The following is an 18,700-nucleotide window of genomic DNA, read 5'->3' on the forward strand; positions in this document are numbered from 1 at the left end:
CTGTCGTTGACATCTATAGGATGCCACCGTGGCGCATAGACGCCTCGGCGGGGGCGAGTCCATCTGATTACGGGGGGATTATTTCCTGCCTTTCTTCGGCGCAGCCGGCAGCGGCGCGAACAGCGCTTGCAGGTCTTCGTCCCTCAGCTTCCAGTCCCCAGCCGAACGACCATCCAGAACACCTGCCGCCAGGGCGGACTTTTCCTGCTGCAAGCGCTGGATTTTCTCTTCTACGGTGCCGCGGGCAATCATCTTGTAGACGAATACAGGCTTGTCCTGACCGATGCGATAAGCGCGGTCGGTGGCCTGGTTTTCGGCTGCCGGGTTCCACCAGGGGTCATAGTGAATCACGGTGTCGGCAGCGGTCAGGTTCAGGCCGGTGCCGCCGGCTTTCAGGCTGATAAGAAACACCGGCAGCTTGCCGTTCTGGAACTCATGGATCGGTGTGCGGCGGTCACGGGTCGAGCCTGTGAGCAGGGCGTAGGGAATGCCGCGCTGTTCCAGTTCCTGCTCGATCAGGGTCAGCATCGAGGTGAACTGCGAGAACAGCAGGATCTTGCGACCTTCGGCCAGCAGTTCCTCGAACATCTCCATCAGGCTTTGCAGTTTGGCCGAGCTGCCCTGTTTGGCATTGACCGGCATGTCGTCGTTGACCAGTCGCAGGTCGCAGCACACTTGACGCAGCTTGAGCAGGGCTTCAAGGATGATGATCTGGCTGCGGGCCACGCCTTTGCGGGTGATCTCGTCGCGAACCTTCTTGTCCATGGCCAGGCGCACCGTCTCGTAGACGTCGCGTTGCGCGTCATTGAGTTCGACCCAGTGAATGATCTCGGTCTTGGGCGGCAGCTCGGTCGCCACCTGTTCCTTGGTGCGGCGCAGCAGGAACGGTTTGATACGAGCATTGAGGTGGTGCAGGCGGTCCACATTGCCGTGCTTTTCAATGGCCGTCCGGTAGTTGCTGTTGAATTCCTTGCTGCTGCCCAGCCAGCCTGGCATCAGGAAGTGGAACAGCGACCATAGCTCGCCCAGGTGGTTTTCCAGTGGCGTACCGCTCAGGCACAGGCGCTGGCGGGCGTTGAGGTTGCGTGCAGCCTGGGCCGCCTTGCTGTTGGGGTTCTTGATGTACTGTGCTTCATCGAGAATCAGCACGTGCAGCGGCAGCTTTTCCAGCAGTTCAAGGTCCCGTGGCAGCAGGGCGTAGGTGGTCAGGATCAGGTCGTAGTCCTGAAGGTTGTTGGCTTCCTGATGACGGTTGGCGCCATACAGGGCCAGGACCTTGAGCTGGGGCGTAAAGTTTTCGGCTTCGTCCAGCCAGTTGGGGATCAGGCTGGTGGGCATGACCGCCAGGGCAGGGCGGTCGAGGCGTCCGGCCTGTTTCTCCATCAGCAGGTGCGTCAGGGTTTGCAGGGTCTTGCCCAGGCCCATGTCGTCTGCCAGCACGCCGCCCACTTCCAGCTCGCGCAAGGACTGCATCCAGCTCAGGCCTTCCAGTTGGTAAGGGCGCAGTGTGGCATTCAGCCCTTCGGGCAGGCTGACCGGCGCATCCTTGATGTTCACCAGTCGTTCGGCGAACTGTCGCAGCCGGTCGCCGCCTTGCCAGACCAGTGGCAAGTCATCGAGTTCGGTCAGGCGCGCTGCATCGGCCCGGCTCATGCGCAGGGTATTGCTGTCTTCCTCGCGCCAGTAGAAATCGCCCAGGGTCGCAAGCACCGGCTTGAGCCGTCCGTAAGGCAGTGCGACCTGCACCGGGCCGCCGCCACTCTGGGTGAAGTGGTTGAGCTGGACCAGTAACTGTTCTTCATCGCCGCGCTTGGCAACGGCCGAAGGGCTCATCAGTTCCGGGTGGCTGCGCAGCAGGTTGATCAGGATCGGCAGCAGGCTCAGGCGTTCGCCGTTGACGATGATGCCCAGTTCCAGGTCGAACCAGTCGCGTTCGGTTTCTTCGTCGATGACGGCATACCAGTCATCCACGGGCGTGACATCGAAGCCGAAGTCATCGCGTATTTCGATTTCCCAGCCTTGTTCGCGCAGTCTTGGCAGGTCGTCCAGTACAAAATGCAGCCATGCCTTGTCGGTGGGCAGCTCGTACATGTCACCGGCGCTGTCGGGCAGGGCCTTGCTTTGTCGGGTGGCGACCTTGAAACCGATGTCACTCAGTTGCTGGCGATACTGCCGCTCCTGTTCGCCCTGGCGACGGATGCGCAGGGTTTCGGTTTCGGTGTGCTCGATGATGTCGCTCTTCTGGTTGACCAGGTCGCTGCCCAGTGAGCTGACAAGAATACTGACGTTGGTCGTGCCGACGGCGTAATGCTTGCCATAGGCAAAGGCCAGGGCCGCACGGTGCTGGATGTGACGCTGCATGCGGCCGTTGCGAGGTTCGTAGGCACTGAACTCGATACTGGCCAGTATCAGGCGCGGCACAGGTTTCATGTCGTCGATCAGGCGCTCGGGCAGGGTGGCCTGATGTTCGACGACCTCGGGGGCATGGGAAGCCATGGCTGCCGCCAGGGCCTGTTTGTTGGCCGGGTCCTGCAAGAAGTGCAGGGCCGCTACGCAGTGCTTGCAGTCATTGTGTACCGGGCAGGTGCATTTGCAGACCAGAAAGTTCTTGTAGCGATCCGGGTCCTTGAACAGCAGGGTCTGGGTGTAGAGCTCGTACCCCGAGCCCCGGCAGGTGGTGCGAATGATCTGCGGGCTGGACTCTTCGAGTGCGATGCGTTTTTGCAGGGCATAGCTGTACCCCCGCTCAAGAGTCTGGGGTTTGAATAGCTGTGTCCATGCCGAGGCAAGGACTTTTTCGAGAATGGACGACACAGTTTTAAAAAGCCCTACGCCGTAGCGATGCTCAAAAGAAAGGGAGCGCAGCCGCGCTCCTGAATGCTCAAAGGGGAGAAACTTTTATCAGCACAGCCAGATTGCTGTTATCCAGATAGATCAGCTCGCCGTTCTTGACCCTGGCGGTCTGTTTCATGTGCTCACTGCTGATCAATATGCCATGGGGGTCGAGCTGGTTGATCCAGAAGTCTGCGGATACATCGGTAAAGCGCGCGATTGCCAGGCTGATGGTGCCTTCTACCGGGAAGTGGCCGAGTTGTTCCTGGCCGCTGGTCACGGCCATTTTGCTGTTTTCGGTGCCGATGTTCTGTTGCCAGGCCTTTTGCAGCAGCACTTGATATTTGCCGCTGTCCTGAAGCTTTTTGGCCATGTCGTTCAAGGCAGGGCTTCGCTCGTTGCTGGAGTCGATGCGTTTGGCGCCCGCGCTCCAGTCTTCAGGAGCGAACTGCAGTGTAGCGGCAGGTTCGCCGAGCTGGCGAAACAGGATCATTTCCACCTGGTACAGACTGTCGGCAAAAGCTGTCGGAGCGACAAGCGTCAGCAGCAGGATCAATGAACGAAACAGACGCATGGATGAATCCTTCAAGCAGTTTTCGGGGTCAGGCGCTCAAGCAGCGCTTCGATCGTATTGAAGCGCTCGTCGGGGCGCTCCATGGGGACCATGAATTTGAAGAGTGTGGCACCTTCGAACTTGTAGCGGTTGGGCTGGCTCTGGATCAGTTTGATCAGCGTCAGCGGGTCAACCGGAGTATCGGCTGCAAATTCCAGACGTCCACCCTGAGGCCCGGCATCGATCTTGCGGATGCCCAGTTGCTCGGCATGCAGCTTGAGCTGTGTGATGCGTATCAGGCTCTTGGTGGGTTCTGGGAGCAGGCCGAAGCGGTCGATCATCTCCACTTGCAGGTCCTTGAGTCCATCCTCGTCGGCGGCATTGGCAATGCGTTTGTAGAGAATCAGTCGGGTATGCACGTCCGGCAGGTAAGACTCGGGAATCAGTGCCGGAACCCGCAGATTGATCTCCGGACCACCGCCCAGTGGCTGGTCGAGGTTCGGCTGTTCGCCCTTGCGGATCGACTTGACAGCGCGTTCGAGCATTTCCATGTACAGCGTGAAGCCGACGGCCTGGATCTGGCCGCTCTGGCCGTCGCCCAGCAGTTCGCCGGCGCCACGGATTTCCAGGTCGTTGGTGGCCAGTACAAAGCCTGCGCCCAGGTCCTGGGTGTTGGCGATGGCCTCCAGGCGCTTTTCTGCATCCGGCGTGATCTGCTTGCGTGGCGGTGTAAGCAGGTAGGCGTAAGCCTGGTGGTGACTGCGTCCGACCCGGCCGCGCAGCTGGTGCAACTGCGCCAGCCCGAACTTGTCGGCACGTTCGATGATGATGGTGTTGGCGCTTGGCACATCGATGCCGGTCTCGATGATGGTCGAGGCGATCAGCACGTTGAAGCGCTTGTGGTAGAAGTCGCTCATCACCTGTTCGAGTTCGCGTTCGCGCATCTGGCCGTGGCCGATGCCGATACGGGCCTCGGGCACCAGTTCGGCCAGGTCGGCGGCGCATTTCTCGATGGTCTTGACGTCGTTGTGCAGGTAATAGACCTGACCGCCGCGCAGCAGCTCGCGCAACAGCGCTTCCTTGATGGTCGGCTTGTTCTGCTCCATGACGAAGGTGCGCACCGAAAGCCTGCGGGCTGGCGGTGTGGCGATGATCGACAGGTCGCGCATGCCCGACACCGCCATGTTCAAAGTGCGCGGGATCGGTGTTGCGGTCAGGGTCAGAATATCGACTTCGCTGCGCAGGGCCTTGAGCTGTTCCTTCTGGCGCACCCCGAAGCGGTGCTCTTCGTCGATGATCACCAGCCCCAGATTCTTGATTTTCACATCGTCCTGCAACAGCTTGTGGGTGCCGATGACGATATCGATCTTGCCCTCGGCCAGATCGGCCACGGCAGCGCTCACTTCCTTGGCGGACTTGAAGCGGCTCATGACTTCGACCCGCACAGGCCAGTCGGCAAAGCGGTCGCGGAAACTGTTGTAGTGCTGTTGGGCGAGCAGGGTGGTAGGCACCAGAATCGCCACCTGACGTCCGCCGTGTACCGCAATGAACGCGGCGCGCATCGCTACTTCGGTCTTGCCGAAACCCACGTCGCCGCAGACCAGCCGGTCCATGGGCTTGGGTGCCAGCATGTCGGCACGTACCGCTTCGATGGTGGTCTGCTGGTCCGGGGTTTCCTCGAACGGGAAGCCGGCGCTGAAGGTCGCGTAATCGGCTTTCGGGTCTTCGAAAGCGTAGCCTTCGCGGGCGGCCCGGCGGGCATAGATATCCAGCAACTCGGCTGCAACGTCGCGTACCTGCTCGGCGGCCTTGCGCTTGGCTTTCTGCCAGGTTTCCGAACCCAGGCGGTGCAGCGGCGCGGTATCGTCGTCGCTGCCGGTGTAGCGGGCGATCAGGTGCAGGTTGGCCACCGGCACATACAATTTGGCGTCTTCGGCGTAGGCCAGCATCAGGAATTCGGCCACCTGATTTTCGACTTCCAGTGTCGCCAGCCCCAGGTAGCGGCCAACCCCATGATCGATATGCACCACCGGTGCGCCTTCGCGCAGCTCGGTGAGGTTCTTGATCACGGCATCGTTATTGCCACCGTCGTTGCGTTTTTCGCGGCGCCGACGCTGCATGACCCGCTGGCCGAACAACGGGCTCTCGGCCACCAGCGCAAGCGCCGGTTGCTCCAGCACCAGGCCTTCGTCCAGAGGCGCAATGGTGATTGCCAGCCGGTCCTTGCCGTTGACGAAGTCCAGCCAGTTGTCGACGGTTTTTGGGCGCAGTTTCAGGCGATCCAGCAGTTCCAGCAGCACCTCGCGGCGTCCGGCGGATTCGGCGGTGAACAGCACGCGACCGGGGAACTCATCGAGAAAGCTCGACAGTGCGGCAAGTGGCTGGTTGGCCTTGGCTTCGATGGCCAGATCCGGCAGGCCTTGGGCCGGGAAGCGTTCGCGACCGACGCCGGGCTCGACATCCTGCTGGCTGGCAACCACACGCGGCCAGCTTTTCAGGCGTGAAAAGCAGTCTTCCACCGGCAGGAACAGTTCGGCAGGCGGCAACAGCGGGCGATCGGGGTCTATGCGGCGTTCTTCGTAGCGGTTGCGCACATCGTTCCAGAAGTTTTCGGCAGCCTGTTCGATGCCCGGCAGTGAGAACACCTGAGTGTCCTGGGGCAGGTAATCGAACAGGGTCGAGGTTTCTTCGAAGAACAGCGGAATGTAGTACTCGATACCGGCTGGCGTGATGCCGCTGCTCAGGTCCTGGAAGATCGTGCTGCGCCGGAAATCCACGTCGAAGCGCTCGCGAAAACGGGCCTTGAAGCGCGTGACTTCTTCTTTCTGCAGCGGAAACTCACGGGCCGGCAACAGGCGAACCGATTCGACCTTGTCTATGGAGCGCTGGGTGTCCGGGTCGAAAGTGCGCAGGGTTTCGATTTCGTCGTCGAACAGGTCGATCCGGTACGGCACCTTGCTGCCCATCGGGAACAGATCGATCAACGCGCCGCGCACCGTGAACTCGCCATGCTCATACACCGTATCGACGTAGCGATAGCCGCTGGCTTCCAGGCGCGTGCGCATGGCTTCGACATCGAGCTTCTGGCCGACGTCCAGCACCAGGCTGCTGCCCAGCAGGAATTTTGTCGGTGCCAGCCGATGTAGGGCTGTGGTGATGGGAACTACCAATACGCCGTGATCCAGCTCCGGCAGGCTATAAAGGCTGGCGATGCGCTGGGAAATGATGTCCTGGTGCGGCGAGAACAGGTCGTAGGGCAGGGTTTCCCAGTCCGGGAAATGCAGGACCGGCAGCGTCGGCGCGAAGAACCTCAGCTCCTGTTCCAGCCGCTCGGCGCTCTGGCTGTCGGCGGTCAAAAGCAGGGTGAAGCGCTTGGCGGCGCTCGCGGCCTCGGCAATCGCCAGGCTCAGTGCGGCACCGGGAAGGTTGCCCCAGTGTTGTTTGCCGGCAGCGGCAGGAAGAAGCGGTAGACGCAGAACGGGCACGGAAGGTCAGGCTCCAGGCGTTGCGACAGGGGCGGCGATTGTACCGGTGGAAGGTGGTGCCTGTCAGTTTTCAGGTCGGTTTTGAGGCGTAAAAGTCCTGCTCGGAAATTTCCTGCGTGTACAAGGAACAAATGTAGTGCGCATTGATCTGACAACGGCGCATTGCTCATAAACAAAGGCGGCGGCATAATGTAGCCCCTTTTTTCAGCCCCTACATGTGGAAGGTTCCCGTGACTCAGAAGCCCGACCAGTGTCTTGGTGAATGGATCGATCGTGAAGCACTCGCCGAGGCGATGATCCCGCTTATCGGTCAGCTCTACCGCAATAACAATGTGGTGAGTTCGATCTATGGCCGCAGCCTGATCAACCGTTCAGTCATCGCGATTCTCAAAGCTCACCGCTTTGCGCGTCATCGCCAGTCCGACGCACTTGAGTTGTCCGTGCACGAGACTTTCCCGCTCGTCAAAGCGATGAGTGAGCTTGAGCTGGGCGCCGCTTCGGTGGACCTGGGCAAGCTGGCCGTGAAATTCAAGACCGAAGGCAATGGCCGTTCCGCCGAGCAGTTCGTGCGTGACGAACTGGCCAGTGTGGTTGGCAAGAAAAACGCCACTCCAGCCAAGGGCACCGATGTCGTGCTTTACGGTTTCGGACGTATCGGTCGTCTGCTGGCCCGCATCCTGATCGAGAAGACCGGTGGTGGCGAAGGCCTGCGCCTGCGTGCCATCGTTGTCCGCAAAGGCGCGGAAAACGATCTGGTCAAGCGTGCCAGCCTGTTGCGTCGTGACTCGGTACATGGTCCGTTCGACGGCACCATCACCATCGACGAAGCCAACAGCACCCTGACTGCCAACGGCAACCTGATCCAGATCATCTACGCCAAGAACCCTGCCGAGGTGGATTACACCCAGTACGGTATCAAGGACGCCCTGCTGGTGGACAACACCGGTGTATGGCGTGATGCCGACGGCCTGGGCCAGCACCTGGCATGCCCGGGTATCGACCGCGTCGTTCTGACTGCGCCTGGCAAGGGCAAGCTGAAGAACATCGTGCACGGTATCAACCACGGTGAAATCACTGCTGACGACAAGATCGTGTCCGCTGCATCCTGCACCACCAACGCCATCGTGCCGGTGCTCAAGGCTGTCAACGACAAGTTCGGTATCGTCAACGGTCACGTTGAAACGGTTCACTCGTACACCAACGACCAGAACCTGATCGACAACTTCCACAAGGGCGATCGTCGTGGCCGTAGCGCTGCGCTGAACATGGTTATCACCGAAACCGGTGCTGCCACTGCTGCTGCCAAGGCTCTGCCTGAACTGGCCGGCAAGCTGACCGGCAACGCGATCCGCGTTCCGACGCCGAACGTGTCCATGGCCATTCTCAACCTCAACCTCGAGAAAGCCACCAGCCGCGAAGAAATGAACGAGTACCTGCGTCACATGGCGCTGCACTCGGACCTGCACAAGCAGATCGACTTCGTGAACTCGCTGGAAGTGGTTTCCACCGACTTCGTGGGCTCGCGCCACGCCGGTGTGGTGGATGGCGAAGCAACCATCGTCAACGATAACCGCGTTGTTCTGTACGTCTGGTACGACAACGAATTCGGTTACAGCTGCCAGGTTGTTCGCGTCATGGAAGATATCGCCGGCGTCAATCCGCCAGCCTTCCCGCAGTAATGATGTAGCTGCCCGGTATTGCCGGGCAGTTCCCCAAACGGGCCGAATCCTGTATCTACAGGTTTCGGCCCGTTTTGTTTATGGAGAGTCGCTCGATGAGCGGTGGTTCGACGATGGATTGTTCGCAAAAACAGCTCAAAAGCAGCTTCTTCCTGTTGTTCCTGACGATTTTCATTCCTTTTGGCCTGGGCCATTTCATCTCTTACATGTTCCGCACGGTCAATGCGGTGATCTATGTCGACTTGCAGGCCGACCTGGGTTTGCCTGCCAGCAGTCTGGGATTGTTGACGGGTGTGTATTTTCTGGCCTTCGCTGCAGCGCAGATTCCGCTGGGGGTCATGCTGGATCGCTACGGTCCGCGTAGCGTGCAGGCGCCCATGTTGCTGCTGGCAGTGCTGGGCTCGGTGATCTTCAGCGTGTCCAGTACCGAAGCCGGCTTGATGGTCGGGCGTGGTCTGATCGGCCTGGGGGTTGCCGGGTCGCTGATGAGCGCCATCAAGGCCTGTGCCATCTGGTTGCCGGTGGAGCGTTTGCCTCTGGTGACGGCCTGCCTGCTGTCCATTGGCGGGCTGGGGGCCATGGCTTCCACGACACCTCTGCATGTATTGCTCAGTTGGTTCACCTGGCGTGAGGCGTTTCTGATCCTTGCGCTGCTGACCTTGTGTGTCGCCGCGATCATTCATTTCAGCGTTCCCCGCACTTACGAAGCCAAACGCACCCGTTACTCCGACATGTTTGCCGCCGTGGGCAAGCTTTACCTGTCATGGTCCTTCTGGCGTCTGGCCCTGTACTCGGTCTGTGCCCATGCCATTTACATGTCGGTCCTGTCGTTGTGGATGGGGCCGTGGCTGCATGACATGGTGGGCTTGAGTGATTCGGAGATGGCCAGTGTGCTGCTGTTCGGCACGGTCGCCATGGTTGCCGGCTCCCTGGCCTTTGGCGCCATCACCGATTATCTGCGCCGTTTCGGGGTGCAGCCGATCATGGTCTGTGGCGCGGGGATGGTGATCTTCATCGTCTTTCAGGTGCTCATGGCCAGCGGCCTGCCGGTTTCACCGTACCTGATTGCCATGGGTTTCAGCTTTTTTGGCACATCTACCACGATGAACTACGCAATCATTGCCCAATCGGTTTCCCCGGAATTGGCAGGTCGGGTGAGTTCGTCCTTCAATCTGGTGCTGTTCGTCCTCGCGTTTTTCCTGCAATGGCTGATGGGCGGCGTGCTGAATCTATGGCCAGCGGGCGAGGGCGCAGGGCATCCGGTCGAGGCGTATCAGTGGTCACTGGGCCTCATGGTTGCCTTGCAGTTGCCGGGTGTATTGCTGTGGCTGAGCTTCAAGCCGTGGAAGTTGAAGGCCTGAAAACAAAATGCCCCGACACGAGGTCGGGGCATTACTGTCTGGCTTGAAGCGGGCCGTGAATCAGGCAGTCGCTGCAGCGCCAGGCGCTTGCAGTTGATGTCCGCCTTTGCGGAACAGCACCAGTGTAGCGACCAGACCCAGAATCGCGGCACCAGTCAGCCAGATACCCGGTGCAGCCTTGTTATCCAGTACATGGATCAGGTAAGTACATGCCGCAGGCGTGAAGCCACCGAAGGTCGCGGTCGCCAGGCTGTAGGCCAGAGAGAAACCGGTGGTGCGCACGTCGACCGGCATGATTTCGGTCAGGGCCACGACCATCGCGCCGTTGTACGAGCCGTACAGGAACGAGAACCACAACTCGACCATCAGCAGATTGCCGAAGCTCGGGTGTGCCACCAGCCACGACAGGGCAGGGTAAGCTGTGGCGATGGCCAGTACGGTTGCGGCGATCAGCAGCGGCTTGCGCCCGATACGGTCGGAGAACGAGCCCATGATCGGCAGCCAGATAAAGTTGGATATGCCCACGCAGACCGTCACCAGCAGGCTGTCGATGTCCGACAGGTGCAACTCGTTCTTGCCGAAGGTCGGGGTGTAGGCGGTGATCAGGTAGAACGAAACAGTGGTCATGACCACCAGCGCCATACCGCCCAGCACCAGGCCGAAGTTCTGGCTGATGGAACGCATGACTTCACGCAGGTTCGGACGATGAGTGCGAGCCTCGAACTCAGGCGACTCTTCCAGTGAGCGGCGAATGATGAAAATGGCCGGCACGATCAGGCAGCCCACCAGGAATGGCACGCGCCAGCCCCATTCGCCCATCTGGTCAGGGCTGAGCCAGTGATTGAGGCCCACACCCAGCAGACCGGCGAACACCACGGCGGCCTGTTGGCTGGCGGACTGCCAACTGACGAAGAAACCCTTGCGGCCCGGTGTGGAAATTTCCGCCAGATAGACCGAAACACCGCCCAGCTCAACGCCTGCGGAGAAGCCTTGCAACAGGCGGCCCAGCAGAACCAGCAAAGGTGCGGCAACGCCCAGGGTTGCATAACCCGGTACGCAAGCGATCAGAACGGTGCCCAGTGCCATCAGTGCCAGGGTGATGATCAGCCCTTTGCGGCGACCGTGACGGTCAATGTACGCACCCAGGAAAATCGCACCCAGCGGGCGCATCAGGAAGCCAGCACCAAAAGTGGCCAGCGAAAGCATCAACGAAGCGAATGCGCTGTCGGCAGGGAAGAAGGTCTTGGCGATGGCCGTGGCGTAAAAGCCATAGACCATGAAGTCGAACATTTCAAGGAAATTGCCGCTGACAACGCGAAAAATCGCTTTGCCTTTGCCTGTGTTTGAGGCCATTGGAAAATACTCACTTAGGCTGTCTAGCTCGGGGATCGTTGTATTTATGTCCTGCTTTGCAGTGGCGAGGGCTTACGCCCGCCTGTGCCGCTTAATTGTAACCATATGTGTAAATTGGTCTGAAAACAACCTTCTGTCACATGACAGCCGTTTTGCATGGCTCGTTTGGCCATGACTGCATGCGGTATTTGTTTATGTCTCTGGGAGGGGGCATATGGCTTTAGCTCATTGATATAGCGCCTGGGCTTTTGGCTCGAAGGGCAGCCATTCAAACAAGTGAGCTGGATTTCATATGACTATTGCATTCGATGTTGCAGAACAATTTGCAGCGCGGCCTACCTTGCGCGCAGTTGCTACCGCCACCTTGTGTCAGGGGTTGCGTGAGCTGTATCCAACGCTGCAGATTGATCCGCAGGTTGCGGTCGTTTCCCATGCCCCGATCGCAGTCGCCACCTCATCGTCTGCCATGGGCGAGTCTCAGGACCTTATCGATTGCCTGCTGGAACATTTCTCGGCTCAGTCCAGCGTGAAGTGGACCAACGCGCTGAATGTTCTGCTGGGGGCTTCAGGCCCATTACCGGTAGACATGGCCGCCATCGGTGCGCTGGTAAATCGATTGGCGCTCGGCTTGTTCGAGAACCTGAAGCAGGCACTGGTCAATTACTGGAGCGAGTGCAGTGGCGAGCGTGTCGATTGCAGCAGTCGTTGGGACTGGCTGGCGTTCAAGATCAAGCAGGCATTGCTCGATGACCTGAGCGCAACGTCTGCTCGGCCCGAAGAGTCCACGGCTCGTGCCTGGTTGCACGATGTCGCTCTTTTTCCGGAAAAGGCCGAGCGCGAACGATTGGCTGTCAAGCGTCCGTTGCCACGCACTTGTATTGTTCGTCTGCAGATCAACGGCCAGGATACCGAGTCCGTGATACTACCGGCCCTGGTCATGTTCAATGGTCAGAAGGGTAGCGAGCAGGTCCTTATGTATCAGTTGTCGGGGCGCTGCCAGGGCTGGTCGACGCTCAGATCCTGGGAACTGAGCCTGGCGCATATGCTGGATGATCAGACCAGGCAATTGGACGTACAGTGGACCGCCCACGAACCTGAAGACGATATTTTCAGCGTTCTGGCCATGGCATTGCTGGAAAACCAGTTGGTGGGCATACAGTGCCTCAAGAGCAGCCAGCCTTACGATCTTGACCGTCTGGAGCATTTACTGGCGGCACTGACCGATATTTGCGCACTTTTCGAGGCGACTGATATGGCACCTGGTCAGCCCCCGGCGCTGGGCATAGACCGTTTGCCTCTGTGGATGAAAAACGCGCAGGAAGCGGATCGCAACGCTTACAGCCGTTTGATGAGTGCCCTGGCGGTGATCCAGAAGCGCTCCAGAGGCAAGTCCTTCAATGAAGGGCTGCCGCCGATTCTTGAGTTTGCATCCCGCTCTCTGGCTGTTGCCATTGCCCAGGATCACCCTGATGGAGTGGATTTTCTGCCCCATCAGATTCAGGTGCGGATCGATAAGGTCACTGCCGCCGCAGTGCCGGCAGGAGGCCAGCCTTTTGCAACGGGTAGCGTTGATCCGGTGCTCATGACATTTCCCGAGTTTGCCCTTGAAAACCTCTCCGGGCTCCCGGCAGGGGAAATCAAGGTCCGGCGTGCCGATGGCAAGCCATTGCCGCACTGGCTGACGGCTGATTATCTGAAAGAACTCACCGTGCGGGTCGATATCGGCCAGGTCTACCCGGATCTGCTCAAGCGCTACCTGGTGACTGATACCCCCGAGGCACAACGGCGTGAGGCTTTGTTTGCCGGTCAATTGCGTCTGCAACTGCCTTTGCAGGCGCTGGAACAGAAGATCAAGGGCGAACTCAGCCAGAAGGGCTATCAATCGGTTTGCGCCATCATGCAGACGATCGTGGCCGAGCGGCGTGTGGGCATTCAGCCCATAGTCCTGCGGCCATTGGCTTTCGTTCGTCAGCCGGGGCATCAGGCCGATGTGGTGGGCAATATGTTCGTGATCGGCCCGCAGGACACGGCTGTTGGCCCGCATGTGCTGTATCGGCCCTTTGCCCGAGTTCCACTGACCGAGTTTGCCAGTTGGTCGGCGCTGCTGGCGGCGGTCAGACAACCGGGAGCCTTGCAAAACGACATACTGGTCTGGCTGAGTGACAATGCGCGTCCGGTTTATGCCAGCGGCGGTTTCGATGAACCGCACATCATCCGGTTCGGCCAGGGTTCGGATTTCGCGCCGCTGGAAAAACCCCTGCCAGCCGTGCTCGGTAAGGATGTGCTCAAGGGCGAAATCATGCCCGGTCTGTTCAATGCCAATGCCCGGGCGTTGATAGAGCTGGCAGACCGCAACGCTGTTTCCAACGCTGAAAGCCGCTGGGCGTTGTTCAAGGAAGGCGGCTGGTTGGTGCTTAATACGGTGTTGCCGCTGTTCAGCGGGCCGGTTGCCAATGCCTTGTGGCTGGCGCAATTGTTGTCTGGCATCAACCAGCAACTTGCCGCGTCTGGCTCTGAGAGTGAAGGCGGTTCTGCACAGCTTGCCGAGTTGCTGCTCAATATTTCGCTGGTCTTGCTCCACTCCGGGTTTTCCCCAAATACCCTGTCATCCGTGAACATGCTGGCAGTCAACAAGAAACTGGCGGAGCCGGTTGTGGCAGCCGACCCTGTGGTTGTGCGCCAGGACACCTCGATTGCTGAGCGTCCTCTGGGCGATACCTGGACGGCTCTCGATTTTTCCTGGTCGCAACCCGGCAGCCGGCTCAGCGGGGCGCAGCGTCTTGAGCTGGAAAAATTCAAGGTCTGGCCTGCAACGGTTACCGGAGAACCCATTGCCTCGGGAACGAATGCCGGTCTCTACAGCTTCAATGGCCTCTGGCTGGCAAGAGTCGGCAGCGACCTGTTTCGGGTGACGGTCGAAGAGGATGGAGTGCGTGTGGTGCGGCCCGACAATCCATCGGTGCCCGGTCCGTGGCTCAGGCACGATGGTCAAGGCTGGCATCTGGACTTGTCACTGCATCTGCGCGGTGGCGGGCCGAAGAAAAACATTCGCAAACTGGCTCAGCAGAACGCAGAAAACCTGGCTCGTATCAATAAGAGTCTGGCAGAGCTTGATGTGCGTGAAACCGAGCTGGTGACCAGAATCACGGGCTACAACTCGCATCTGAATACGGCCACTGGTGAAGTGAGGCAGATGTTTTTCGACCGTCTCGAAAGCGCAATGGGCGATGAGGTCGAGTTATTGAAGCAGCGCATGAGTCTTTGGGAGCAGTTGAGAGTCGGGGATCGGCCTCCTGAGCGGCAGATGGCGCAGGATATTGCACGGGTGACGATTTACCTTGAGTTTCTGGAAGGCCGGTTGGCGGCTGAAAACGGGGTTGTTGCCCATGCCGAGATTGCGAAAATGTCCAGCACTGGAAGTGTGGTGTCGGATGAGAACATCGAAACCTATCTGGGTATGTTCAAGTCGCTGCTCAGCAGGCAGGAAAAAGGCGTGCACTGGTCACAGATTCGCGAGTCGCTTTGGGAGAAGCTGCGTGCAGTGCCCAAGGTGGGCGAAGAGTATTGGCGCAAGCAGGTGACAACGCTGTATCAAGGCAAGCTGTTCTCCGGTCTGGAATGGCAATTCCAGCACATGATGTCGTACCTGGAACTGTGTTTCAGTAAAGAGCACATTGAGATCAATGAGGAGTTTCGCCCTTTCAAGGAATTGCGTAATGACATGGGGCTCAATGGCGCGTTCGCTTCTCATGCCGAACTCGAAAGACCCAACGATTATTCGCTGACCGAGCGAATCGATGTTCTGGAAAGTGTCTTGCGCGAGTACAACAAGGCCAAGGGGATTGCTGACAACGTCGATGTCGGCCTGTTTTCGGGCGATCAAGTCCAGTACCTCGAAAACTTCAGGACCGAGTTGAATGCGCTGTGCGAGAGAACTCAAGCCCAACTGGCGAAGCTGATCCAGGAAAATGTAGAGCCTCCGCCGGCCATGGTTGAATATGTGCCGCGGGTCGAGCAGCCCTACAAAAGAGTCATCAGGACGCGCAATCACCGCTCTTTCGTCGGGCATGTCCGCCAGAATGAAAGAAGCTTTCCCGGTGAAGTCGCCGACATCATGAATACGCAGACTGGCCAGGTCATCAGCTCCTGGCATCGGCATGCCGATGGCGAGTGGGTGGAAATCCAGACCGTCAAACCTGAAAAGCCGGCGCCCGGTGTGCGACCGACATCGGCAGGTGAACTGCAAAGACGTGCCCGGACATTGCTGCTGGAGGTGGAGCCCGCACTCGAAAAGGCTCGCCTGCAAGCGACACGTGCGTACGAGCCAGAAGACATCGAAGATATCCTTGTCATGAGGGCTGGCAAGTTGACTGCTCTTGCCGAGCAAATGACCGATAGCGCGGCGTCATCGGAAAACCCGTCCGGGCAATTGAGCGAAAGTGCGGCGCAGTTGCGTGATGCTGCTGCTCGCCTGATTGCCGAAGGTCGCAGCCTGCGTATCTCGATGATCAAGGCGCAGCCACCGACAGCCGCCCGCATCAGCTATCTGCATCGACAGGGTGAAATCAACATTTCCTCTTTCGACCGCAGGAAAAACATGTCGGGTGCCAAGCGTGATGACTTTCTTCAGGAATATGCGATTCGTGACAAGGACAATCGCTTGCTCTGGTGGGCGCATTTTCATTACCGACACGAAACCGATGCTGCGCAGGCATTCACGGCGGCTCATCTGAAATTGCCCGAGCAGCGGATGATCGGTTACAAGTCACTGATCAAAACCTCGGGAGGGGCCAAGGACGTGGTCAATATTTATCGCAGTGCCATCGGCAAGGACATCGCCCAGCGCCTGTTTCTGGTGTTGGCTCCATGAGGGTGTGGTTGGGCCGGATAGTGTTTGTGCTGTTTTCCGGTGTCATGGCCGGTTGTGATTCCGGGCCTGCCTTGCAGAATTTTGGTGGGCCGACCATGGGCAGCGGTTATTCGGTCAGCTATGTGCGCCATCCGGGTCAGCCCGATATACGTGTTGTCCAGCCTGAGGTCGAGGCGATCCTGGCCGAGGTGGATCAGCAGATGTCCACCTGGCGCAGCGACTCGGATATCGAGCGATTCAATGTCATGGCGGCCGGTCAATGCCAGGCCATGCCGCCTGCGGTGCTGGATCTGGTGCGCGTCGGCGAGCATCTGTCCCGTGAAACTCAAGGCGCTTTCGACCTGACGGTCCTGCCCTTGATGAATCTGTGGGGCTTCGGCCCCCAGTCCCGCGTCCAGCAGGTGCCGACGGCACGGGAACTGGCCCGGGCTCGTGAACGAGTGGGTTATCGACGCCTGAGCATCGATAACCGGCGCTTGTGCAAGGATGCCGACGTTGAGATAGACCTGAGCAGCATGGCTGCCGGCCATACGGTGGACCGTATTGCTGCACGGCTCGATGAACTGGGCGTGCATGACTATATGGTGCAGGTCACCGGCGAACTGAAGGTAAAAGGGCGCAAGCCCGATGGTTCGGCGTGGCGGGTTGCCCTGGAAGCCCCTCGCGACGATCAGCAGATCGCGCAGAAGATCTTTGCCCTGGACGGTTGTGGTGTTTCGACGTCCGGTGATTATCGCCATTACTTCGAGCATGAAGGGCATCGCTATTCCCATACTCTCGACGCGCTGAGCGGAGCGCCGGTGAGTCATGACCTGGCATCGGTGACAGTGATTCATCCTTCGGCGCTGATGGCCGATGGCTTGTCCACACTGCTGCTGATTCTGGGGCCGGAGCGAGGCTGGGATTACGCACAACAGCATCAAATTGCTGCTTTTTTTGTGATTCGTGCCGATAAGCGCTTTATCATTCGCAACAACCCGGCGTTTGATCAGCTATGTGCCGTGCAGGCGCAGTGAGCCTGAATGACCGATTGCAGACAAAAGTGGCCTTCAACGCGACCAAGGGGTAATGTTCGCCCCCTTGGTGCAGCGCTAGACTGGGCCCCGTGATTTAGCCAGAGATGCCAGAGTGGCGCCTCGGTATGTTCTAAAGGAGTACGCATGGCTGTCTACAACTACGACGTAGTGGTACTGGGTTCCGGCCCAGCCGGAGAAGGAGCGGCAATGAATGCCGCCAAGGCGGGGCGCAAGGTTGCGATGGTCGACAGTCGTCGGCAGGTCGGCGGCAACTGCACTCACCTGGGCACGATTCCTTCCAAGGCATTGCGTCATGCGGTCAAGCAGATCATCCACTTCAACACCAACCCGATGTTCCGGGCCATTGGCGAGCCGCGCTGGTTTTCGTTTCCGGATGTATTGAAGAACGCTGAAATCGTCATTTCCAAGCAAGTGGCCTCGCGTACCGGCTACTACGCTCGCAACCGTGTGGATGTGTTCTTCGGCACTGGCAGTTTCTCCGACGAAAACAGCATCGACGTGGTATGCGCCAACGGCGTCGTCGAAAAGCTGGTGGCCAACCAGGTCATCATCGCCACCGGTTCGCGCCCTTATCGTCCGGCCGATATCGACTTCAATCACAAGCGTATCTATGACAGCGACACCATCCTCAGCCTGGGTCATACCCCGCGCAAGCTGATCATCTATGGTGCTGGCGTGATCGGCTGTGAATACGCCTCGATCTTCAGTGGTCTGGGTGTGCTGGTCGAGTTGGTGGACAACCGCGATCAGTTGCTGAGCTTCCTGGATTCGGAAATTTCCCAGGCGCTGAGTTATCACTTCAGCAACAACAACGTCATGGTTCGCCATAACGAAGAATACGAAAAGGTCGAAGGCCTGGATAACGGTGTGATCCTGCACCTCAAGTCCGGCAAGAAGATCAAGGCCGACGCCTTGCTCTGGTGTAATGGTCGCACCGGCAACACCGACAAGCTGGGGCTGGAAAACATCGGCCTCAAGGCCAACGGTCGTGGCCAGATCGAAGTCGACGAGAGCTATCGCACCAGCGTTCCGAATGTCTACGGCGCAGGCGATGTCATCGGCTGGCCGAGCCTGGCGAGCGCCGCCTATGACCAGGGTCGTTCGGCAGCGGGCAGTCTGGTGGACAACGGCAGCTGGCGTTATGTCAACGACGTGCCGACCGGGATCTACACGATTCCCGAGATCAGCTCGATCGGCAAGAACGAGCATGAACTGACTCAGGCCAAGGTGCCTTACGAAGTGGGCAAGGCGTTCTTCAAGGGCATGGCCCGTGCGCAGATTTCCGGTGAGCGGGTCGGCATGCTGAAGATCCTGTTCCATCGCGAAACCCTGGAAGTCCTGGGCGTTCACTGCTTTGGTGACCAGGCTTCGGAGATCGTACATATCGGTCAGGCGATCATGAACCAGGAGGGTGCTGCGAATACGATCAAGTATTTCGTCAACACCACCTTCAACTACCCGACCATGGCCGAAGCCTATCGGGTAGCGGCCTACGATGGTCTGAACCGGCTTTTTTAAGCGGCTCCGGCC

9 protein-coding genes are annotated in these 18,700 nt (G+C 59.0%); 5 read left to right on the forward strand and 4 right to left on the reverse strand.

The window, feature by feature from the left end; all coding sequences use genetic code 11:
- Positions 1-78: 78 nt before the first annotated feature.
- The 3 genes from K5D32_RS19970 to mfd form a co-directional block, all read right to left on the reverse strand.
- Positions 79-2,814 carry a DEAD/DEAH box helicase gene (locus K5D32_RS19970; RefSeq protein WP_221560752.1) on the reverse strand — a complete coding sequence of 912 codons (2,736 nt, stop codon included), beginning with the start codon at positions 2,812-2,814 and terminating at the stop codon, positions 79-81.
- Between the two features lie 67 nt (positions 2,815-2,881).
- Positions 2,882-3,406 (reverse strand): CsiV family protein, encoded by a 525-nt coding sequence (locus K5D32_RS19975; RefSeq protein ID WP_221560753.1) that lies wholly within the window; start codon positions 3,404-3,406, stop codon positions 2,882-2,884.
- 11 nt (positions 3,407-3,417) lie between these two features.
- Entirely contained in the window at positions 3,418-6,870 is a 3,453-nt protein-coding gene (gene mfd, locus K5D32_RS19980; protein ID WP_221593897.1) for a transcription-repair coupling factor, read from the reverse strand.
- Between the two features lie 215 nt (positions 6,871-7,085).
- On the opposite strand from mfd, the gene K5D32_RS19985 reads away from it, so the two are divergent.
- Positions 7,086-8,549: a glyceraldehyde-3-phosphate dehydrogenase gene (locus K5D32_RS19985; RefSeq protein WP_025260729.1), complete on the forward strand. Its 1,464-nt coding sequence runs from the start codon at positions 7,086-7,088 to the stop codon at positions 8,547-8,549.
- A 95-nt stretch (positions 8,550-8,644) separates the two neighbouring features.
- Positions 8,645-9,910, forward strand: coding sequence for an MFS transporter (locus tag K5D32_RS19990; protein ID WP_221601546.1), 1,266 nt, complete (start codon positions 8,645-8,647; stop codon positions 9,908-9,910).
- Positions 9,911-9,970: 60 nt separating this feature from the next.
- Here the strand turns inward: K5D32_RS19990 and K5D32_RS19995 are convergent, their stop codons facing one another.
- Complete coding sequence (locus K5D32_RS19995; RefSeq protein WP_025260727.1) at positions 9,971-11,263, reverse strand: MFS transporter; 1,293 nt, start codon at positions 11,261-11,263, stop codon at positions 9,971-9,973.
- A gap of 292 nt (positions 11,264-11,555) precedes the next feature.
- On the opposite strand from K5D32_RS19995, the gene K5D32_RS20000 reads away from it, so the two are divergent.
- The 3 genes from K5D32_RS20000 to sthA all read left to right on the forward strand — a co-directional run bounded on the left by K5D32_RS20000 (position 11,556) and on the right by sthA (position 18,688).
- On the forward strand, positions 11,556-16,133 hold the full coding sequence (locus tag K5D32_RS20000) for a dermonecrotic toxin domain-containing protein (protein ID WP_221601548.1): 4,578 nt from the start codon (positions 11,556-11,558) through the stop codon (positions 16,131-16,133).
- The gene (locus K5D32_RS20005; RefSeq protein ID WP_221601550.1) at positions 16,130-17,149 is read left to right on the forward strand and encodes an FAD:protein FMN transferase; all 1,020 of its coding nucleotides are present in this window, start codon (positions 16,130-16,132) and stop codon (positions 17,147-17,149) included. Before K5D32_RS20000 ends, K5D32_RS20005 begins: the two co-directional genes overlap by 4 nt.
- 144 nt (positions 17,150-17,293) lie before the next feature.
- Complete coding sequence (gene sthA / locus K5D32_RS20010) at positions 17,294-18,688, forward strand: Si-specific NAD(P)(+) transhydrogenase (protein ID WP_221601552.1); 1,395 nt, start codon at positions 17,294-17,296, stop codon at positions 18,686-18,688.
- Positions 18,689-18,700 lie beyond the last annotated feature (12 nt).

Origin of the sequence: Pseudomonas cichorii (assembly GCF_019719005.1) — a bacterium.
GTDB lineage: Bacteria > Pseudomonadota > Gammaproteobacteria > Pseudomonadales > Pseudomonadaceae > Aquipseudomonas > Aquipseudomonas cichorii_E.

Excerpts from the sequence above, each read along its gene's own strand:
- K5D32_RS19975 (WP_221560753.1), bottom strand. The coding sequence starts at position 3,406 with ATGCGTCTGTTTCGTTCATTGATCCTGCTGCTGACGCTTGTCGCTCCG.
- K5D32_RS19985 (WP_025260729.1), top strand. The coding sequence starts at position 7,086 with ATGTGGAAGGTTCCCGTGACTCAGAAGCCCGACCAGTGTCTTGGTGAA.
- K5D32_RS19990 (WP_221601546.1), top strand. The coding sequence starts at position 8,645 with ATGAGCGGTGGTTCGACGATGGATTGTTCGCAAAAACAGCTCAAAAGC.
- K5D32_RS19995 (WP_025260727.1), bottom strand. The coding sequence starts at position 11,263 with ATGGCCTCAAACACAGGCAAAGGCAAAGCGATTTTTCGCGTTGTCAGC.
- K5D32_RS20000 (WP_221601548.1), top strand. The coding sequence starts at position 11,556 with ATGACTATTGCATTCGATGTTGCAGAACAATTTGCAGCGCGGCCTACC.
- K5D32_RS20005 (WP_221601550.1), top strand. The coding sequence starts at position 16,130 with ATGAGGGTGTGGTTGGGCCGGATAGTGTTTGTGCTGTTTTCCGGTGTC.
- sthA (WP_221601552.1), top strand. The coding sequence starts at position 17,294 with ATGGCTGTCTACAACTACGACGTAGTGGTACTGGGTTCCGGCCCAGCC.